Origin of the sequence: Microbispora sp. NPDC088329 (genome assembly GCF_040685655.1) — a bacterium.
Taxonomy (GTDB): domain Bacteria; phylum Actinomycetota; class Actinomycetes; order Streptosporangiales; family Streptosporangiaceae; genus Microbispora.
On the sequence record NZ_JBFBIP010000003.1, the window covers coordinates 322039 to 337751 of the forward strand.

Here is a 15713-nt window from a genome sequence, read left to right on the forward strand (position 1 = left end):
GCCATGGACGTCAGGATTCACTCGGTCTTCCTCCCGCACGACGACCCGGACGCGGCCCTGGCCTTCTACCGCGACACCCTCGGTTTCGAGGTCCGGGGCGACGTCGGTTACGGCGGGATGCGCTGGATCACGGTCGGTCCTCCCGGCCGGCCCGGCACGTCCATCGTCCTGTACCCGCCGGCCGGCAACCCCGGCGTCACCGACGACGAGCGCCGCACCATCGCCGAGATGATGGCCAAGGGCACCTACGCCATGATCACCCTGGCCGCCGAGGACCTCGACGGCCTCTTCGAACGGCTGCGGGCCGGCGGCGCCGAGGTCGTTCAGGAGCCCGTCGAGCAGCCGTACGGGGTTCGCGACTGCGCCTTCCGCGATCCCGCGGGCAACATGATCCGCGTCAACGAGCTGCGCTGAGGCGGCCCTACCGCATCGCCGGTTCCGCGGCGGCCCGCGCAGGGCGCGCAGAACCGGGCGTACCGCTCGAAGCTGGTTGAATCAGTCAGGCGACGCCGGCGCGGGTCGCGAGGACGGCTCCGCCTGAAACTTATATGGAGACACGATGACCATGGCCCCGAGGACGGACACGCGGTCGGCCACGCCGCACGTCGCCGACACCCACGACCTGATTCGCGTGTACGGCGCGCGTGAGAACAACCTCAAAGACGTCAGCGTCGAGATCCCGAAACGCCGGCTCACGGTGTTCACCGGCGTCTCCGGCTCGGGCAAGAGCTCGCTGGTGTTCAGCACGATCGCGGCCGAATCGCAGCGGCTGATCAACGAGACCTACTCCGCGTTCGTGCAGGGCTTCATGCCGACGCTGTCCCGGCCCGAGGTCGACGTGCTCGACGGGCTGACGACCGCGATCGTCGTCGACCAGGAGCGGATGGGCCCCAACCCCCGTTCCACGGTCGGCACCGTCACCGACGCCAACGCGATGCTGCGCATCCTGTTCAGCCGGCTCGGCCGGCCGCACATCGGCTCGCCCCAGGCGTTCTCCTTCAACGTCGCCTCGATCAGCGGCGCGGGCGCGGTCAAATTCGAGCGCGGCGGCAAGACCGTGAAGGAGCGGCGCGAGTTCAACGTCACCGGCGGCATGTGCCCGCGCTGTGAGGGCATGGGCCGGACCTCCGACATCGACCTGTCCCAGCTGTACGACGACTCCAAGTCGCTCAACGAGGGCGCGCTCACGATCCCCGGCTACAGCGTCGACGGCTGGTACGGCCGCATCTTCAGCGGCTCCGGTTTCTTCGACCCGGACAAGCCGATCCGCGACTTCACCAAGAAGGAACTCCACGACCTGCTCCACAGGGAGCCGACCAAGATCAAGGTCGACAACATCAACCTCACTTACGAGGGCCTGATCCCGCGGATCCAGAAGTCGATGCTGTCCAAGGACAAGGAGGCATTGCAGCCGCACGTCCGGGCGTTCGTGGAGCGGGCGGTGAAGTTCATGACCTGCCCCGAGTGCGGCGGCACCCGGCTCAGCGAGGCGGCCCGGTCGTCCAAGATCGAGGGGGTCAGCATCGCCGACGCCTGCGCGATGCAGATAAGCGACCTGGCCGACTGGGTCCGCGGCCTGGACGAGCCGTCGGTCGCGCCGCTGCTCACCACGTTGCAGCAGCTCCTCGACTCGTTCGTGGAGATCGGACTGGGCTATCTGTCCCTCGACCGGGCGTCGGGCACGCTGTCGGGCGGCGAGGCGCAGCGCGTCAAGATGATCCGCCACCTCGGCTCCTCGCTCACCGATGTCACCTACGTCTTCGACGAGCCCACGACGGGCCTGCACCCCCATGACATCCAGCGGATGAACGGTTTGCTGCTGCGGCTGCGGGACAAGGGCAACACGGTGCTGGTCGTGGAGCACAAGCCGGAGATGATCGCGATCGCCGATCACGTCGTCGACCTCGGCCCCGGCGCCGGCACGGCGGGCGGCATGGTCTGCTTCGAGGGCACGGTCGAGGGGCTGCGGGCCGGCGGCACCGTCACCGGCCGCCACATCGACGACCGGGCCGGCCTCAAGAAGTCGGTGCGCACGCCCACCGGCACGCTGGAGATCCGCGGCGCGACGGCGAACAACCTGCGCGACGTCGACGTCGACATCCCGCTCGGAGTGCTCGTCGTCGTCACCGGAGTGGCCGGATCGGGCAAGAGTTCGCTCATCCACGGGTCGATCCCCGCCGGCGCGGGTGTCGTGTCGGTCGACCAGGGCGGCATCCGCGGCTCGCGGCGGAGCAACCCGGCGACGTACACAGGGCTGCTCGACCCGATCCGCAAGGCGTTCGCGAAGGCCAACGGCGTGAAGCCGGCGCTGTTCAGCGCCAACTCCGAGGGCGCCTGCCCCACCTGCAACGGCGCCGGCGTCATCTACATGGATCTGGCGATGATGGCCGGGGTCTCCACCACCTGCGAGGAGTGCGAGGGGAAGCGGTTCCAGGCGGCGGTGCTGGAGCACAAGCTCGGCGGGCGCGACATCAGCGAGGTGCTCGCGATGCCGGTGGAGGAGGCCCAGGAGTTCTTCGGCTCCGGCGAGGCGCGCACGCCGGCCGCGCGCGCCATCCTCGACCGGCTCGCCGACGTCGGGCTCGGCTACCTCACGCTCGGCCAGCCGCTCACCACGCTGTCCGGCGGCGAGCGGCAGCGGCTCAAGCTGGCCACCCACATGGGCGACAAGGGGGGTGTCTACGTCCTGGACGAGCCGACCACCGGCCTCCACCTCGCCGACGTCGAGCAGCTGCTCGGCCTGCTGGACCGGCTGGTCGACTCCGGCAAGTCGGTCATCGTGATCGAGCATCACCAGGCCGTCATGGCGCACGCGGACTGGATCGTCGATCTCGGTCCGGGCGCCGGTCACGACGGCGGCCGGATCGTCTTCGAGGGCACTCCGGCCGATCTCGTCGCCGCCCGCTCCACCCTCACCGGCGAGCATCTCGCGGCCTACGTCGGCGCCTGACCGGGGCCGTCGGGGCCGTCGCGGGCACCGCGACGGCCCCCCGCAGGAACATGTCGTCAGGACACGTCAGGCACTAGGGTGACCGCGATCGCCTGCGTCGGCAAAAGGAGATGATCATGACCACCGACCCGACGATGACCCGGATCGGTCAGGGGGTGGAGTTGCATCACCACCAGGGCCGGCGTGAGGCCGCGCGCGACCTGTTCGCGCAGATCTGGGACGACATCGGCGGTGAACAGGGCGACCCGCTGCATGTTTGCGTCCTCGCCCACTCGATGGCCGACGTACAGGACGACGTGCACCAGGAGCTGATGTGGGATCTGCGTGCGCTTGCCGCCGCCGATCTCGTCACCGACGAGCGGGTGGCCCAGGCCGGGGTGCCACTTTCCGTGGCCGGCCTGTATCCGTCCTTGCACCTGAACCTGAGTGAGTGCTATCGCAAGCTGGGCGACTCAGGCCGCGCCCGTGAGCATCTCCAGCAGGCGCGGGCCTTGATCGGCGAACTCGGCGACGACGAGTACGGGCGGCTCATCAGGGGCGGCCTGGAGCGGCTGGCCGAACAGTTGGGCGAGGCCACCTGACGCGCTCCGGTTTGATCGAGTCGGACCCCACCAGGAACGCCTGTCCTTCTAGGATCACTGGGTCTGTTGGAGGCTCGATCCTTGCCCCGATCGACCCGGCCGGACGGCCCCGCTCGGGAACCCGTCGCGGATCGCGGCGTGCGCATGCACAGCGATAGCGGGCGGCACTCCGGTCCTTCGCGTGGACGGCGAAGCGCGCCGGGATCGCCGGCGCGCTTCGGGGTCCGTGCCGGACCGCCGGCCCGTCAGGCGGAGGCGGTGGTGGAGGCGTCCGCGGGATACATCGGGTAGCCGTACCCGACCACCTGCGAGGTGGGGCGGGTGCGGGTCTCGACGGCGCCGCCGTCGCCCGTGTTGCCCTCGATGGTCCGGATGGTGCCGTCGCCGTTGTCCTTGACGACGAAGCCGACATGCACGATGTCGTCGATGTCCTTGCTGCCGTTCCAGTTGAAGAACACCACCGCGCCCGGCTTGGGCGTCTGACCCCAGCGGCCGTGGTCGGCGAACCAGCGGGCGTGCTCGACCGTGTAGGCGTCGGAGCCCATGACGGGCCCGATGCCGAGCTGGTCGCCGACCCAGGAGACGAACATGTCGCACCAGGCGGCGTTGAGGTAGCCCTTCAGGGTGCCTCCGTCGCGGGCGAGGGTCTCACGGGCGCGGGGCGAGGACATGTACCACTGCTGGAACTTGGTTCCGCCGCCGGCCGCGTTCTCGCTGATCCCGACCTGGCTCCTGGCCAGGGTCAGCACGTCCGCGGCGCTGATCTTGGGCAGCGTGGAGGCGATCTCGGCCATGGACTGCGAGGCCGCCGGGCCCTTGCCGGCGTGCGGGTTGTCGGCGTGCGCCGCCGGCGACGCGACCAGCACGGTGGCGGCGAGGGCCCCGCCCGCGAGGGCAGCGCGCATACAGGTGTTGAGGACGTGCATGGTGGGGCGAACTCCCTTACTTCCATGCCGCCTACCGGGTTAGCTGACGGGTTCGGGCTGGAAGTCGCCCTACGGCAGGCATGCCGATTCACCCCAGGAGAGGTGGGTCCCCGGCTCCGCGGACGCGGACTCGGCGGCCGGGCGGCAGGCCGGTATCGGCCGGCCGCGTCGGTCTGAGGAGGGCTTCTTGACCATTGAGATGAGCAAGTGCGCCCTGAGATGCCTAAAAGGTAATAGACCAGGTCAAACCGGTCAAGTTAGACCAAGTCAGATTTTACGGTGCTTAGTGCGGCAAGTCGGGCGGGGTGGGTAGCAGGCCGCGCCACGTGATCATCAGGGGCGCGCCGTGGCGCGCGCAACCCGTGATCACCCGGGCAGGCGCACGGTCACCGCCAGGCCGCCTTCCGGCCGGGCCAGCGCCTCCGCCGTGCCGCCGTGTGCCACGGCGATGGCCCGGACGATGGACAGGCCCAGCCCCGCCCCCCGGGCGGAACGCACGCGGTCGCCGCCGAGCCGGCGGAACGGCTCGAACATGTCGTCCACCTCGTACGGCGGGACGAGGGGCCCGGTGTTCTCCACCGTCACGCTCACCCCGGCCTCGTCCTCCCGCAGCCGGACCCAGACCTCTCCGTCGCGCACGTTGTACTTGATCGCGTTCTCCAGCAGGTTGAACAGGCAGCGCTCGAGGAAGAGCGGATCACCCTGCGCGACCGCCGGGCGCAGGTCCTCGTGGACGACCACCTTCCCGCGTCGCGGCTGCAGGTCGATCTGCTCCATCACCGTGCGGACGACCTGCCGCAGGTCGACCGGCCTGCGGCAGGTCACCTCCTGCTCCGACTGGGCCAGCATGAGCAGGCCCTCGATCAGCCGCTCATACCTCGCGTTCGTGCCCAGCAGCGCGCGGGCCAGCGCCTTGAGGTCCTCCGACGCGGCCGGTTCCTCCAGCGACACCTCAAGGACCGTACGGTTGACCGCCAGCGGGGTGCGCAGCTCATGGGAGGCGTTGGCGATGAACCGGCGCTGGGCGTCGAACACCCGGTGCAGCCGGTCGAGCATCGCGTCGAAGGTGTCGGCGAGCCGTTTGACCTCGTCCTGCGGGCCGCGCAGGGCGATCCGCTCGTGCAGCGTGCTCTCCGACAGCCGCTGCGCGGTCTCGGTCACGCGGTCGAGCGGGCGCAGAGCGCGGTCGGCCACCAGGTAGCCCAGCACCACCGCGACGGCCCCGACCAGGATCATGACGATCACCGTCGACCTGAGCACGTCGCTCAGCACGTCCGCCGCCCCCTGCTCGACATTGGTCCGCACCCGCTGCGCGAGCAGGTCGCCGTCGGGCAGCCTGCCGCCGGGGACGGCATCGGGGGCGCCCGCGCCGGTCACCTTCGACGCCACCGCCACCACGAACCGCTGGTTGAGTGCCCGCGCGGTCAGCAGGTGGGTGAACCACAGCAGCACCGACCCCGCCAGGAGGAACAGCCCGCCGTACAGGAGGGTGAGCCGCATCCGCAGACCGAGCCCGCCCCACAAGGACAGGACGCGGGTCACAGCCGGTACCCCCGGCCCGGCACGTTCTCGATCACCGGCGGCTCGCCCAGCTTGCGGCGCAGCGAGGTGATCGTGACGCGCAGCACGCCGGTACCGGCGCCGGCGTGCTCGTCCCACACCTTCGCGCGCAGCCGGGCCGGGGTGACCAGCCCGCCGCCCGCGCTCATCAGCTCGTGCAGCACGTCGAACTCCTTACGCCCCAGCGCCACCTGCCGCCCGTCCCGCACGACCGTGCGGCGGGCGGGGTCGAGCCGGATCCCGGCCCGCTCGATCGCCGGCGGCACCGCCCGGGGCGTGCGCCGGGCCAGCGCCCGGATCCGGGCCACCAGCTCGGCGAACGCGAACGGCTTGACCAGGTAGTCGTCGGCGCCCAGGGACAGGCCCCCGACCCGGTCCCGCACCCGCCCGGCCGCCGTCAGCATGAGGATGCGGCTCGCCCCGCCGGCGCCGACCAGCTCCCGGCACACCTCGTCTCCGTGCACCTCGGGCAGGTCGCGGTCGAGCACGACCACGTCGTAGTCGACGTAGGCGGCCAGCTCCAGCGCCTCCCGGCCGTCGCAGGCCACGTCCACCGCGATCGCGTGCAGCCGCAGCCCGCGGGCGACCGCGTGGGCCAGCTGTTCCTCGTCCTCGACCACGAGCACCCGCATTCCAACCTCCCGCTCGGCTCCGAGACTGGCGCAGGAGGTGTTAGCCGCGGATAAACGGATCTCGCTTATCCGCGTTTAGCACCGCCTCCGCTGAAGTTGGGCCCCGTCCCGGGCGAACGCCCCGGGAAAGAAGGAGCGACCCATGCGCTTACGACCGCTGCGCGCCCTGGGCCCGGCATTCGGGCTCGCGCTGGCACTGGCCGCCTGCGGCGCGGCCCCCGCGGACGACGGGATCGCCAGTGCGGGCGGCGCCACTCCCGGCGCCACTCCCGGCGCCACTCCCGGCGCCACTCCCGGCGCCACCACCGGCACCGCGACGGGCGCGACGACGAAGCCGTCACCGGGCACCGTCGACCGGCAGGAGGCCCAGCTCAAGTTCGCCCAGTGCATGCGCGAGCACGGCGTGGACATGCCCGACCCCGGCCCCGACGGCCGCGTCCGCATCATGGGCAAAAAGGGCGAGGAGGCCGTGATGCGCAAGGCCATGCAGGCCTGCGAGCACTTCATGAAGGACGCGGTCGGCGACAAGCTCGGCGGCGACGACCCCCAGGTGCGCGACCGCATGGTCAAGTTCGCCCAGTGCATGCGTGAGCACGGCATCGACATCCCCGACCCGGCGCCCGGACAGGGGATCCAGTTCAAGCTCAAGCCGGGCCAGGAGAAGGCGATGGAAGAGGCGCAGAAGGCCTGCGAGGAGCTCGCGCCGGGGAGCAGGCAGTGAGGAAGGGCCTGGTGATCGCGGGCGCCGGCGTCCTCGCCCTGGCCGCCGCGGGAACCGCAGTGGTCCTGTCGGGCGGCGACGGGGCCGGCGCGGCCGGGCCTACCGCACCCCCGGTCCCCGCCACCGGGGTTCCCGCCACCGTGTCGATCAGCCGGCAGGACGTGGTCGACACCAAGACCGTGGAGGGGGCGCTGACCTACTCCGGCGAGCGGCAGGTGAGCACCGACGCCACCGGCATCGTGACCTGGGTGCCCGCCGAGGGGGCGATCGTCCGGCGCGGCCGCCCGCTGCTCAGGGTCGACCGCAGGCCGGTGGTCCTCATGTACGGCTCGCTGCCGATGTACCGCCCGCTGCGGCAGGGCGTCGACGACGGCCCGGACGTCGAGCAGCTCGAACGCAACCTCAAGGTCCTGGGCTACGGAGACGACCTGACCGTGGACGACCACTTCAGCTACGCCACCTATCTGGCCGTCAAGCAGTGGCAGGACGACGCCGGGCTGCCCGAGACCGGGCAGGTGGACGCCTCCCAGGTGGTCTTCCTGCCTGCCGCCGCCCGGGTGACGGACGCCAAGGTCGACGTCGGCGACAGGACCACGCCCGGACGCCCGGCCCTCACCGTGTCGGGCGTACGACGGCTGGTGCACGTGGACCTGTCCACCGACGACCAGACGCTGGCCAGGAAGGGCGCCAAGGTCACCGTGGAACTGCCCGGTGGCGAGCGGGTCACCGGGAGGATCACCTCGGTCGGCACGGTGGCCGAGTCCGTCCCTTCCGGGCAGGGACAGGACGAGGGCAGCACCGTCGACGTCGACATCACCTTGGGCACGACCCCGAAGACCCGCCTCGACAAGGCCCCCGTCGAGGTGGAGCTGGTCAGCGAGCGGCGGGAGAACGTGCTGGCCGTGCCCGTGGAGGCGCTGCTGGCCCTGCGGGAGGGCGGCTTCGGCGTCGAGGTGGTCGAGGGCGCCTCCACCCGCGTGGTCCCGGTCGAGCTCGGCGCCTTCGGCAGCGGCATGGTCGAGATCACCGGCGCCGGCCTCGCCGAGGGCATGAAGGTCGGGGTGCCCGCCCCATGAACCTCCCGCAGTCCGAGCAGCCGTACGTGGTGGAGCTGCGCGAGGTGACCAAGGTCTACGGCGGCGTGCGGGCCCTGCGCGGGGTGGACCTGCTCATCGAACACGGCGAGCTGGTGGCCGTCGCCGGGCCGTCCGGCTCGGGCAAGTCGACCCTGCTGCACCTGATCGGCACACTGGACCGGCCCACCACGGGCACCGTGCGAATCGCCGGGCACGACGTGGCCGGGCTTCGCGACCGCGAGCTGTCCGCGTTGCGCGCCCGGCACCTGGGCTTCGTCTTCCAGCAGTTCCACCTCGCGCCCGGGGTGAGCGCGCTGGACAACGTCGCCGACGGCCTGCTCTACACCGGCACGCCGTTGCGGGCGCGGCGGGAACGCGCCGCCGCCGCGCTGGAGCGGGTGGGCCTCGGCCACCGGCTGGGCCACCGCCCCAACCAGCTGTCCGGCGGTGAACAGCAGCGGGTGGCGGTGGCCCGCGCCGTGGCGGGCGACCCGCCGCTGCTGCTGGCCGACGAACCGACCGGCAACCTGGACTCGGCGGCCGGCGCCGAGGTGCTGGCAATCCTGCGCGACCTGCACGCCTCCGGCACCACGATCGCGGTCATCACGCACGACCCCGAGATCGCCGAGTGGTGCCCCCGGCAGGTGCGCGTACGCGACGGCCGGGTCGTCGCCGACACCGGGCACGGCACCGGACGCCGGCCTCCCGGGCCCGATCCCAAGGCGCGGACGGATGAACCGGCGTGCCCCACCGGCACCGGGCGCGACCTGGTTCGGGAGACCGGGGAAGGGGCGCGATGATCCGGCAGCACATGGCTCCTGCCAGGCTCGGGCCGTCCGACGTCCTGCGGACCGGCGCGGCCGGGCTGCGCACCCGCCCGGCCCGGGTGGTGCTGTCCGCGCTCGGCATCGCCATCGGCATCGCCACGATGATCGCGGTGCTGGGGATCTCGGCCTCCTCCCGTGAGCAGTTGCTGCGCCAGCTCGACCGGCTCGGCACCAACCTGCTCACCGTCTCGCCGGGGCAGACGGTGTTCGGCGGGGAGGCCCAGCTGCCCAAGGAGGCGCTCGGCATGGTCCGGCGCATCGGGCCGGTCCGCACGGCCTCGGCCACCGGATCGGTCGACACCACGATCCGGCGCACCGATCGCATCCCCAAGGCCGTGACCGGCGGCATCGCCGTCCAGGCCGCCACCGCGGGCCTGCTCACCACCCTGGAGGGCCGGGTCGTCACGGGCGCCTGGCTGAACGCCGTCACCGAGGCGCGGCCCGCCGTCGTGCTGGGTGCCAAGGCGGCGGAACGGCTCGGCATCAACAGAACCGGCGCGCAGGTCTGGATGGGCGAGCGGTGGTTCACGGTCGTCGGCGTCCTCGGCCCGATGCCGCTCGCCCCGGAGATCGAGCGTTCGGCGCTCGTCGGGTTCCCGGCCGCGGAGAAGTACCTGGGCTTCGACGGCCACCCGACGACCATCTACGAACGATCCGCAGAGGAGGCGGTGGAGGCCGTGCGGGCCGTGCTGCCGCGCACGGTCAACCCGGAGAACCCCGAGGAGGTCACGGTCAGCAGACCCTCGGACGCACTGACGGCCCGGGCGGCGGCCGCGAGCGCGTTCACCAACCTGCTGCTCGGCCTCGGCGCGGTCGCGCTGCTGGTCGGCGGGGTCGGCGTGGCCAACACGATGGTGATCTCGGTGCTGGAACGGCGCAAGGAGATCGGCCTGCGCCGCTCGCTGGGCGCCACCCGGGGACAGGTCCGTCTGCAGTTCCTCGCGGAGTCGCTGCTGCTGTCGGCGCTCGGCGGGATCGCGGGGGCGGCGCTGGGCGGCCTGGCCACCGTCGGCTACGCGCTGTCGCGCGACTGGCCGCCGGTGGTGCCGGCCTGGGCCTTCGCGGGCGCCGTCGGCGCCACGCTCGTCATCGGCACCCTCGCGGGTCTCTACCCGGCGATGCGCGCGGCCCGCCTGTCGCCGACGGTCGCGCTGGCCACCACCTGACCGGCGACCCGGCCGGTCACCGCCAGCCGGCCGGGTCGACGCCGCCCGGCACCGGGGCCGCCGGGTCGTACGGCTCACGCGTGAAGACGAACGTGTTGAGGTCGAGGTGGGTCACCCCGCCGGGGGAGCGCACCACCCGCAGGGTCTCCCCCGCGTAGTAGCCGTCGAGCCCGAGCCAGGTGCCGTCGGCCTGGCGGACGAATCGGGAGGCGCGGCCCTGCCCGCTCACGGGGGTCAGCGACAGGCCGTCATGCGGCAGGACCCGCAGCACGTACGGCGTCGGCCCCCAGTACCACGGCCCGGTCAGCGCGAGCAGGTCCTCGTCCACCGGGGAGGGCGACCACTCGGCCGGCAGCGGCGGCTCGTGCTCGGCCAGGATGTCCAGCAGGGCGGTGTCGAGGTTGCGCATGCCCGAGGTGGTGTTGGCCATCCACAGCACGGCCACGCCGTCGGCGGGGTCGGCCCACACGGTGGCGAGGAATCCGGGCATCGACCCGGTGTGGCCGGCCAGCCGCCGCGGGCCGCCGGGCCCGATGTGCCGGGCCAGCTGGAGACCGAGGCCGTAACCGCGGGTCCAGATGTCGCCGTCGTCCACCACGGCCGGTTCGCGCATCTCCGCGACCGTGGCCGGGCGCAGCACCTCGCCGGTGTCGCCGCCCATGAAGGCCGCCCAGCGGGCCAGGTCGGCGGCGGTGGACCACATCTGCCCCGCGGGGGCCATCGCGCCGTGGTCGTTTTCCGGCTCGGGCAGCAGCACGTCGGCCCACGGGTGCACGGCGTAGCCGGTGGCATGCGGCGCCCGGGGGCGGGGCGTGGTGTCGCGCATGCCGAGCGGCTCCAGGATCTCCTCGCGTACGACTTCGTCCCACGGCGCCGACCGCTTGCGCGCGATCAACTCACCGAGCAGGGCGAACCCGAGGTTGGAATAGTGGTAGCGGCGGCCGGGCCGGTGCCGGGCGGACTCGGGGCCGAGCGCGGCGATCAGGTCGCCCACCGGCACGCCCGGGGTGCGCTCCCACCACTGGCCGGGCGACTCGGCGGTCAGCCCGCCGCTGTGGGACATCAGCTGGGCGACCGTGACGTCGCCCAGCGGCGTGCCGGGCACGTGCTTGTCCAGGGGGTCCAGCAGGTCGAGCCGGCCCTCGTCGCGCAGCCGCATGACGGCGGTCGCCACGAAGGTCTTGGTGATGGAGCCGATGCGGTACTGGGTGTCCCGGGTGGGCTGCTCCTCGCCGATCCGGCCGCGCGCCCCGAACCAGGCGATCTCGCCGTCCCGTACGATCGCCGCCACCAGCGACGGCACCCGTGACTCCGCCTGCTCGGCCGCCAGCCTGCGTAGCAGCGCGCGGGCCGTCCCCTCCAGCACCATTCCGGTCGTCCCCTTTCCGTGACCCGCACCAGGCTAGCGCCCCGCCGCCCGCGCGGCCCCGGAGCCAGCCGGAGCCGGCCGGGGCCGCACCTCGTCGTGCGGCCGCCGCGCCGTGGAGCGGGAGCCGACGGCCCGCATCGTCACAGAAGGAACGGCAGCGCCTGCTCGGCCACGACCGGGGCGGCCTTCCGCTCCGAGGGGCCCATGTGGTTGAGGCCGTCCACGGTCCGGAGCACGGCGTTGGGAAGGGTGTCGGCCAGTGTCGCGAACTCTTCCCGGTGGTGGGGCTTGGAGCGGGCGCCCACCAGGAGCAGCACGGGGGCGGTGACGCCGGCGAACTCGGGGAGGCGGCCGTACTGGGCGGCGAGCTGCTCGTGTTCGGCCAGGCAGGCGCCCAGCAGGGGCCGCATCCGCTGCCAGGAGGGCCCGCGGAAGGCGATGCGGAAGACCGTGCGCAGATACCAGTGCGGCAGCTTGTTCATGAAGTCCGGTGCACCGCCCGATCCCTGGATGAAGTGGATGAACGCCCCGTAGTGGTCGCCCGCGGCCAGCCGTTCCCGGAAGGGCTCCATCCAAGCGGTGGGGACGGGGGCGACGGGCACCCCCGGCTCGAAGACCGCGATGCGGTCGAACAGCGGGAAGGATCGCGCGGTCTCCAGGACGACCAGCCCGCCGTAGCTGTGCCCGAACGCCAGCCGCGCCTGGGTCGCGGCCTGGACGGCGCGCAGGTCCTCCACTTCCTTGGCCAGGGAGTACTCGGGCCCCTGGGGGCCGCTGGCGCCCCGGCCGCGCCGGTCGACGACGTGCACCGTGAAGGAGCGGGCCAGCAGCCGGGCCAGTGGCAGATAGTCGTCGGAGGTCTTGAGGTTGCCGCCGACCACGATGAGGTCGGGTCCCGCGCCCAGCGTCTGGTAGCCGATCACCGTGCCGTCGGCGGACACGGCCGTGTTCTCGCGTAACGGCGTGGTCTGGATGTCCTGGTTCACTTGCCCGCCTCCCGCTCCAGCCGGTCGAACGTCGTCAGCAGCCGGGCGGTGTGCTCGGCGTATTCGGCGTACGGCACGCCGCTCTCGGCCACGACCGTGGCCAGCCGGTCTTCGAACTCCTGCCGGATCGAGCTCACCACCCGCTTTCCCTCGCCGGTGAGGCTCAGCTGCCGGCGGTTCCCTCCGGCGGGGTCGGGCTGGACGTCGAGAAGGCCGTCGGCGGCGAGGATTCCGGTCATGCGGCTCACCGACGGCTCGGTCACGCCGAGGTATTCGGCCAGGGTCCGCTGCGTCGAGGCACCCAGCTCGCCCACCAGGGTCAGCGCCAGGAAGCGGCTGTAGGAGATGTTGTGCTCGGCCCGCAGGATCCGGTCGGCCGCCCGGTCCAGCCGGGCGATGAGCACGTGCAGGTTGAGGCTTAGGTTTCGCTCCATGCCTGTAACTTAACATGCTAACTTAGCTAATGCAAGTTACTTGGACGCCGCCATCCGGCTATCGGGATTCGAGCCGGCCCAGGGGATCGGCGCCCTGCGCCAGAGCCGCGCGCGCCACCGACCAGGCGACATTGTCAAGACCCAGCGCGTCGCGGAGGTAGGCCCACGTGAGCCGCTGAAGCAGCGCGACCCGTTCGGGGTTCTCGTCCGTCGTCTCCGTGACGGTGTATCCGGAGATCCCGCCGAGCGAGTGCTCCGCACCGAACAGTGTGAGCAGGCTTTTGCCGCCCGGGCTCATGAAGTACGCGTCGGTGAACCAGTCGGGTCCCCGGACGGACAGCAGGGACTGGTCGTGATCTCCCGCGACCACGAGGGCCGGGGTGGTCATCTCCGTGAAGCCCGGGTTCATGAACGGGAAATGCTCGGCGGCGAACGGGGTCAGGTCCGCACCGCCCCTGCCGGGCACGGCGAGCAGCACACCCGCCTTGATCCGCGAGTCGGACATGTCCTGTCCCGCCTCGCCGTCGGGACCGAGGACCCGCGCGCCCAGCAGCATGCTCGCCGTCTGGGCGCCCCAGGAGTGCCCGGCCACGGCGATGCGGCCGCGGTCGAGACGCCCGTTCAGGCCGGGAACGGCGTCTTCCGCGAGGTCGAGCCGGTCGAGTACGCGCTTGAGGTCCTCGACCCGCGACCGCCAGATCGACGGCGTCCGGGGATCGTCGGGAGGGAGGTCCAGCGTCCGCGAGTCGAGGTGGGTGGGCTGGATCACCACGAAGCCGTGAGCGGCCCAGAAGTCGACCAGGGGGGCGTAGCCGTTCGACGACTCGCCGAAGCCGTGTGAGAAGACGATGACCGGCAGGTCCCGTCCTGTCGCCGGGGCGGACACCCGTACGTGCAGGTCATCGCCGCGGCCCGGGGCCGGCAGCACCACCGGTTTCACCGAGATGACCGGAGTGGGCGCGCCGGCGGCCACGTCCCTGATCGTCATGGCGGGCTCGTTCATCAAGGGGCCTTCCTTTCAACTGTTCGGAGGATGAGTTCGTCGGCGATCCACCGCGCCACGCCGGCGGGGTAGGGCGCCGGAAGTCCAAGGACGATGTGCCGGAAGCCGGCGTCGATCGCTTCGCCGATCGCGTCACGCACCGGGCCGGGCCGGTCGTAGGAGACGGGCAGGTGGATCGAGCGGGTGACGGAGGCGGGGTCGCGGCCGATCTCGGCGCAGTAGCGGTCCAGCAGCGCGCTGCGGCTGACGACGTCGTCGATGTCGCCACCGGGGATGTTCCAGAGGTCGGCGTGCTCGGCGGCCACGCGCAGCGTCGGGCCGGCGGGCGGCCGGAAGCGGTTGCTGGTCACGAGCACGCCGAGGCGCAACCGCCGGGTCCGCGCAGCGAGGGCCGCCGGCAGAGTCCAGCCTTCGTGGACGGGCCCGTCGAGGTCGCCGGCGATCGGCATGAGGTGATCGAACAGCCACGCGTGCTCGATTTCGGGGATCGTGTCCGCTTCGCGCCAGACGCGCAGGACGTCGTGGTAGCCGACCTGTTGCGGAGCGGTCATGATCCCGAAGCGGGGCGGGGATGTGGTGGTGGGCATCGGGGGGCGTCGGTCCTTTCCGTGCCGGAGTGCCGGGGGAGGTGCGCCGGGGCGGGAACGGTGCCACATGGCCTGGTGGCCGGCCCGCTGATCTGGCAGGATAAGAAATCGGGACGGTGTCCCGTTTGAACATACGGAACCATGTCCCGTTTAGCAAGTCCGGCGACGGAGGGAACGACGCGATGAACGACAGCGACCGGCGCACCGGGGACGCGGTCCGGCCCAAACGGGCGGACGCCCGGCGCAACGAGAAGGCCCTGCTCGACGCGGCCGCCGCGGTCTTCGTCACCTCGGGCGTCGACGCGCCGGTGCGCGACATCGCGGCCAAGGCCGGCGTCGGGACGGCCACGATCTATCGCCACTTCCCGACGAGGGCGGACCTCATCATCGCCGTCTACAGGCACCAGGTCGAGGCCTGCGCCGAGGCCGGGCCGGCCCTGCTTACGGCCGGCGCGACCCCCTACACCGCGCTACGGCAATGGATCGACCTGTTCGTCGACTTCCTGGTCACCAAGCACGGACTGGCGGCCGCGCTCCGCTCCGACAGTGCCGGTTTCGACACGCTGCACGCCTACTTCCTCGACCGGCTCGTGCCCGTGTGCGCCCGGCTGCTCGACGCCGCGGCCGGTTCGGGGGAGATCCGCTCCGGCATCGAGGCCATCGAGCTCATGCGCGGCGTCGGGAACCTCTGCATCGGCGCGGACAGCGATCCCCGCTATGACGCGCGCCGGATGGTCGGGCTCCTCATCGCGGGACTGCGCGTGCCGCGGTAGTCCGCCGCGGTGCGGCGAGATCCCGCGCCGTGCCTGCCGCCCGGCGTCGCATGCCCGCCGCCGCGTACGAGGCGACGGCGGTGCCGGGCGGCGGGCGCGTGCCGTCGTGTGGGGGACAATGC

General features: G+C 72.1%; 16 protein-coding genes and 1 riboswitch. Of the genes, 8 read left to right on the forward strand and 8 right to left on the reverse strand.

Annotated elements, in window-relative coordinates; translation table 11 throughout:
* Positions 1–3 precede the first annotated feature (3 nt).
* The 3 genes from AB0O28_RS08820 to AB0O28_RS08830 all read left to right on the forward strand — a co-directional run bounded on the left by AB0O28_RS08820 (position 4) and on the right by AB0O28_RS08830 (position 3531).
* On the forward strand, positions 4–414 hold the full coding sequence (locus AB0O28_RS08820) for a VOC family protein (RefSeq protein ID WP_363637862.1): 411 nt from the start codon (positions 4–6) through the stop codon (positions 412–414).
* A 145-nt stretch (positions 415–559) separates the two neighbouring features.
* Positions 560–2950 (forward strand): excinuclease ABC subunit UvrA, encoded by a 2391-nt coding sequence (locus AB0O28_RS08825; protein WP_363637864.1) that lies wholly within the window; start codon positions 560–562, stop codon positions 2948–2950.
* A gap of 116 nt (positions 2951–3066) precedes the next feature.
* A complete protein-coding gene (locus tag AB0O28_RS08830; RefSeq protein ID WP_363637866.1) occupies positions 3067–3531 on the forward strand; it encodes a hypothetical protein in 465 nt (154 codons plus the stop codon).
* A 245-nt stretch (positions 3532–3776) separates the two neighbouring features.
* Here the strand turns inward: AB0O28_RS08830 and AB0O28_RS08835 are convergent, their stop codons facing one another.
* From AB0O28_RS08835 to AB0O28_RS08845, 3 genes are all read right to left on the reverse strand, one after another.
* Entirely contained in the window at positions 3777–4457 is a 681-nt protein-coding gene (locus tag AB0O28_RS08835) for a CHAP domain-containing protein (RefSeq protein WP_363637869.1), read from the reverse strand.
* Between the two features lie 14 nt (positions 4458–4471).
* Positions 4472–4603: riboswitch (cyclic di-AMP (ydaO/yuaA leader) on the reverse strand.
* A gap of 220 nt (positions 4604–4823) precedes the next feature.
* Positions 4824–5999, reverse strand: coding sequence for a HAMP domain-containing sensor histidine kinase (locus AB0O28_RS08840; RefSeq protein WP_363637871.1), 1176 nt, complete (start codon positions 5997–5999; stop codon positions 4824–4826).
* Positions 5996–6649 (reverse strand): response regulator transcription factor, encoded by a 654-nt coding sequence (locus AB0O28_RS08845; RefSeq protein WP_363637873.1) that lies wholly within the window; start codon positions 6647–6649, stop codon positions 5996–5998. Before AB0O28_RS08845 ends, AB0O28_RS08840 begins: the two co-directional genes overlap by 4 nt.
* Positions 6650–6791: 142 nt before the next feature.
* On the opposite strand from AB0O28_RS08845, the gene AB0O28_RS08850 reads away from it, so the two are divergent.
* Genes AB0O28_RS08850 through AB0O28_RS08865 form a run of 4 tightly spaced genes read left to right on the forward strand, consistent with a single transcriptional unit; the run spans position 6792 to position 10439 of the window.
* Positions 6792–7370 (forward strand): hypothetical protein, encoded by a 579-nt coding sequence (locus AB0O28_RS08850; RefSeq protein ID WP_363637875.1) that lies wholly within the window; start codon positions 6792–6794, stop codon positions 7368–7370.
* On the forward strand, positions 7367–8446 hold the full coding sequence (locus tag AB0O28_RS08855; RefSeq protein WP_363637877.1) for a peptidoglycan-binding protein: 1080 nt from the start codon (positions 7367–7369) through the stop codon (positions 8444–8446). The genes AB0O28_RS08850 and AB0O28_RS08855 overlap by 4 nt, the downstream gene beginning before the upstream one ends.
* On the forward strand, positions 8443–9246 hold the full coding sequence (locus AB0O28_RS08860) for an ABC transporter ATP-binding protein (protein WP_363637879.1): 804 nt from the start codon (positions 8443–8445) through the stop codon (positions 9244–9246). The genes AB0O28_RS08855 and AB0O28_RS08860 overlap by 4 nt, the downstream gene beginning before the upstream one ends.
* On the forward strand, positions 9243–10439 hold the full coding sequence (locus tag AB0O28_RS08865) for an FtsX-like permease family protein (protein ID WP_363637881.1): 1197 nt from the start codon (positions 9243–9245) through the stop codon (positions 10437–10439). The genes AB0O28_RS08860 and AB0O28_RS08865 overlap by 4 nt, the downstream gene beginning before the upstream one ends.
* Positions 10440–10455: 16 nt before the next feature.
* Here the strand turns inward: AB0O28_RS08865 and AB0O28_RS08870 are convergent, their stop codons facing one another.
* The 5 genes from AB0O28_RS08870 to AB0O28_RS08890 all read right to left on the reverse strand — a co-directional run bounded on the left by AB0O28_RS08870 (position 10456) and on the right by AB0O28_RS08890 (position 14818).
* Positions 10456–11808, reverse strand: a complete 1353-nt coding sequence (locus AB0O28_RS08870) for a serine hydrolase domain-containing protein (protein ID WP_363637883.1) — start codon at positions 11806–11808, stop codon at positions 10456–10458.
* A gap of 140 nt (positions 11809–11948) precedes the next feature.
* The gene (locus AB0O28_RS08875) at positions 11949–12794 is read right to left on the reverse strand and encodes an alpha/beta hydrolase (RefSeq protein ID WP_363637885.1); all 846 of its coding nucleotides are present in this window, start codon (positions 12792–12794) and stop codon (positions 11949–11951) included.
* Entirely contained in the window at positions 12791–13228 is a 438-nt protein-coding gene (locus AB0O28_RS08880; protein ID WP_363637886.1) for a MarR family transcriptional regulator, read from the reverse strand. The genes AB0O28_RS08875 and AB0O28_RS08880 overlap by 4 nt, the downstream gene beginning before the upstream one ends.
* Positions 13229–13286: 58 nt before the next feature.
* A complete protein-coding gene (locus AB0O28_RS08885) occupies positions 13287–14231 on the reverse strand; it encodes a chlorophyllase (protein WP_363637888.1) in 945 nt (314 codons plus the stop codon).
* Positions 14231–14818: a hypothetical protein gene (locus AB0O28_RS08890; RefSeq protein WP_363637890.1), complete on the reverse strand. Its 588-nt coding sequence runs from the start codon at positions 14816–14818 to the stop codon at positions 14231–14233. The genes AB0O28_RS08885 and AB0O28_RS08890 overlap by 1 nt, the downstream gene beginning before the upstream one ends.
* A gap of 182 nt (positions 14819–15000) precedes the next feature.
* Between AB0O28_RS08890 and AB0O28_RS08895 the strand changes: the two genes are divergently transcribed.
* Positions 15001–15591: a helix-turn-helix domain-containing protein gene (locus tag AB0O28_RS08895; RefSeq protein WP_363637892.1), complete on the forward strand. Its 591-nt coding sequence runs from the start codon at positions 15001–15003 to the stop codon at positions 15589–15591.
* Positions 15592–15713 lie beyond the last annotated feature (122 nt).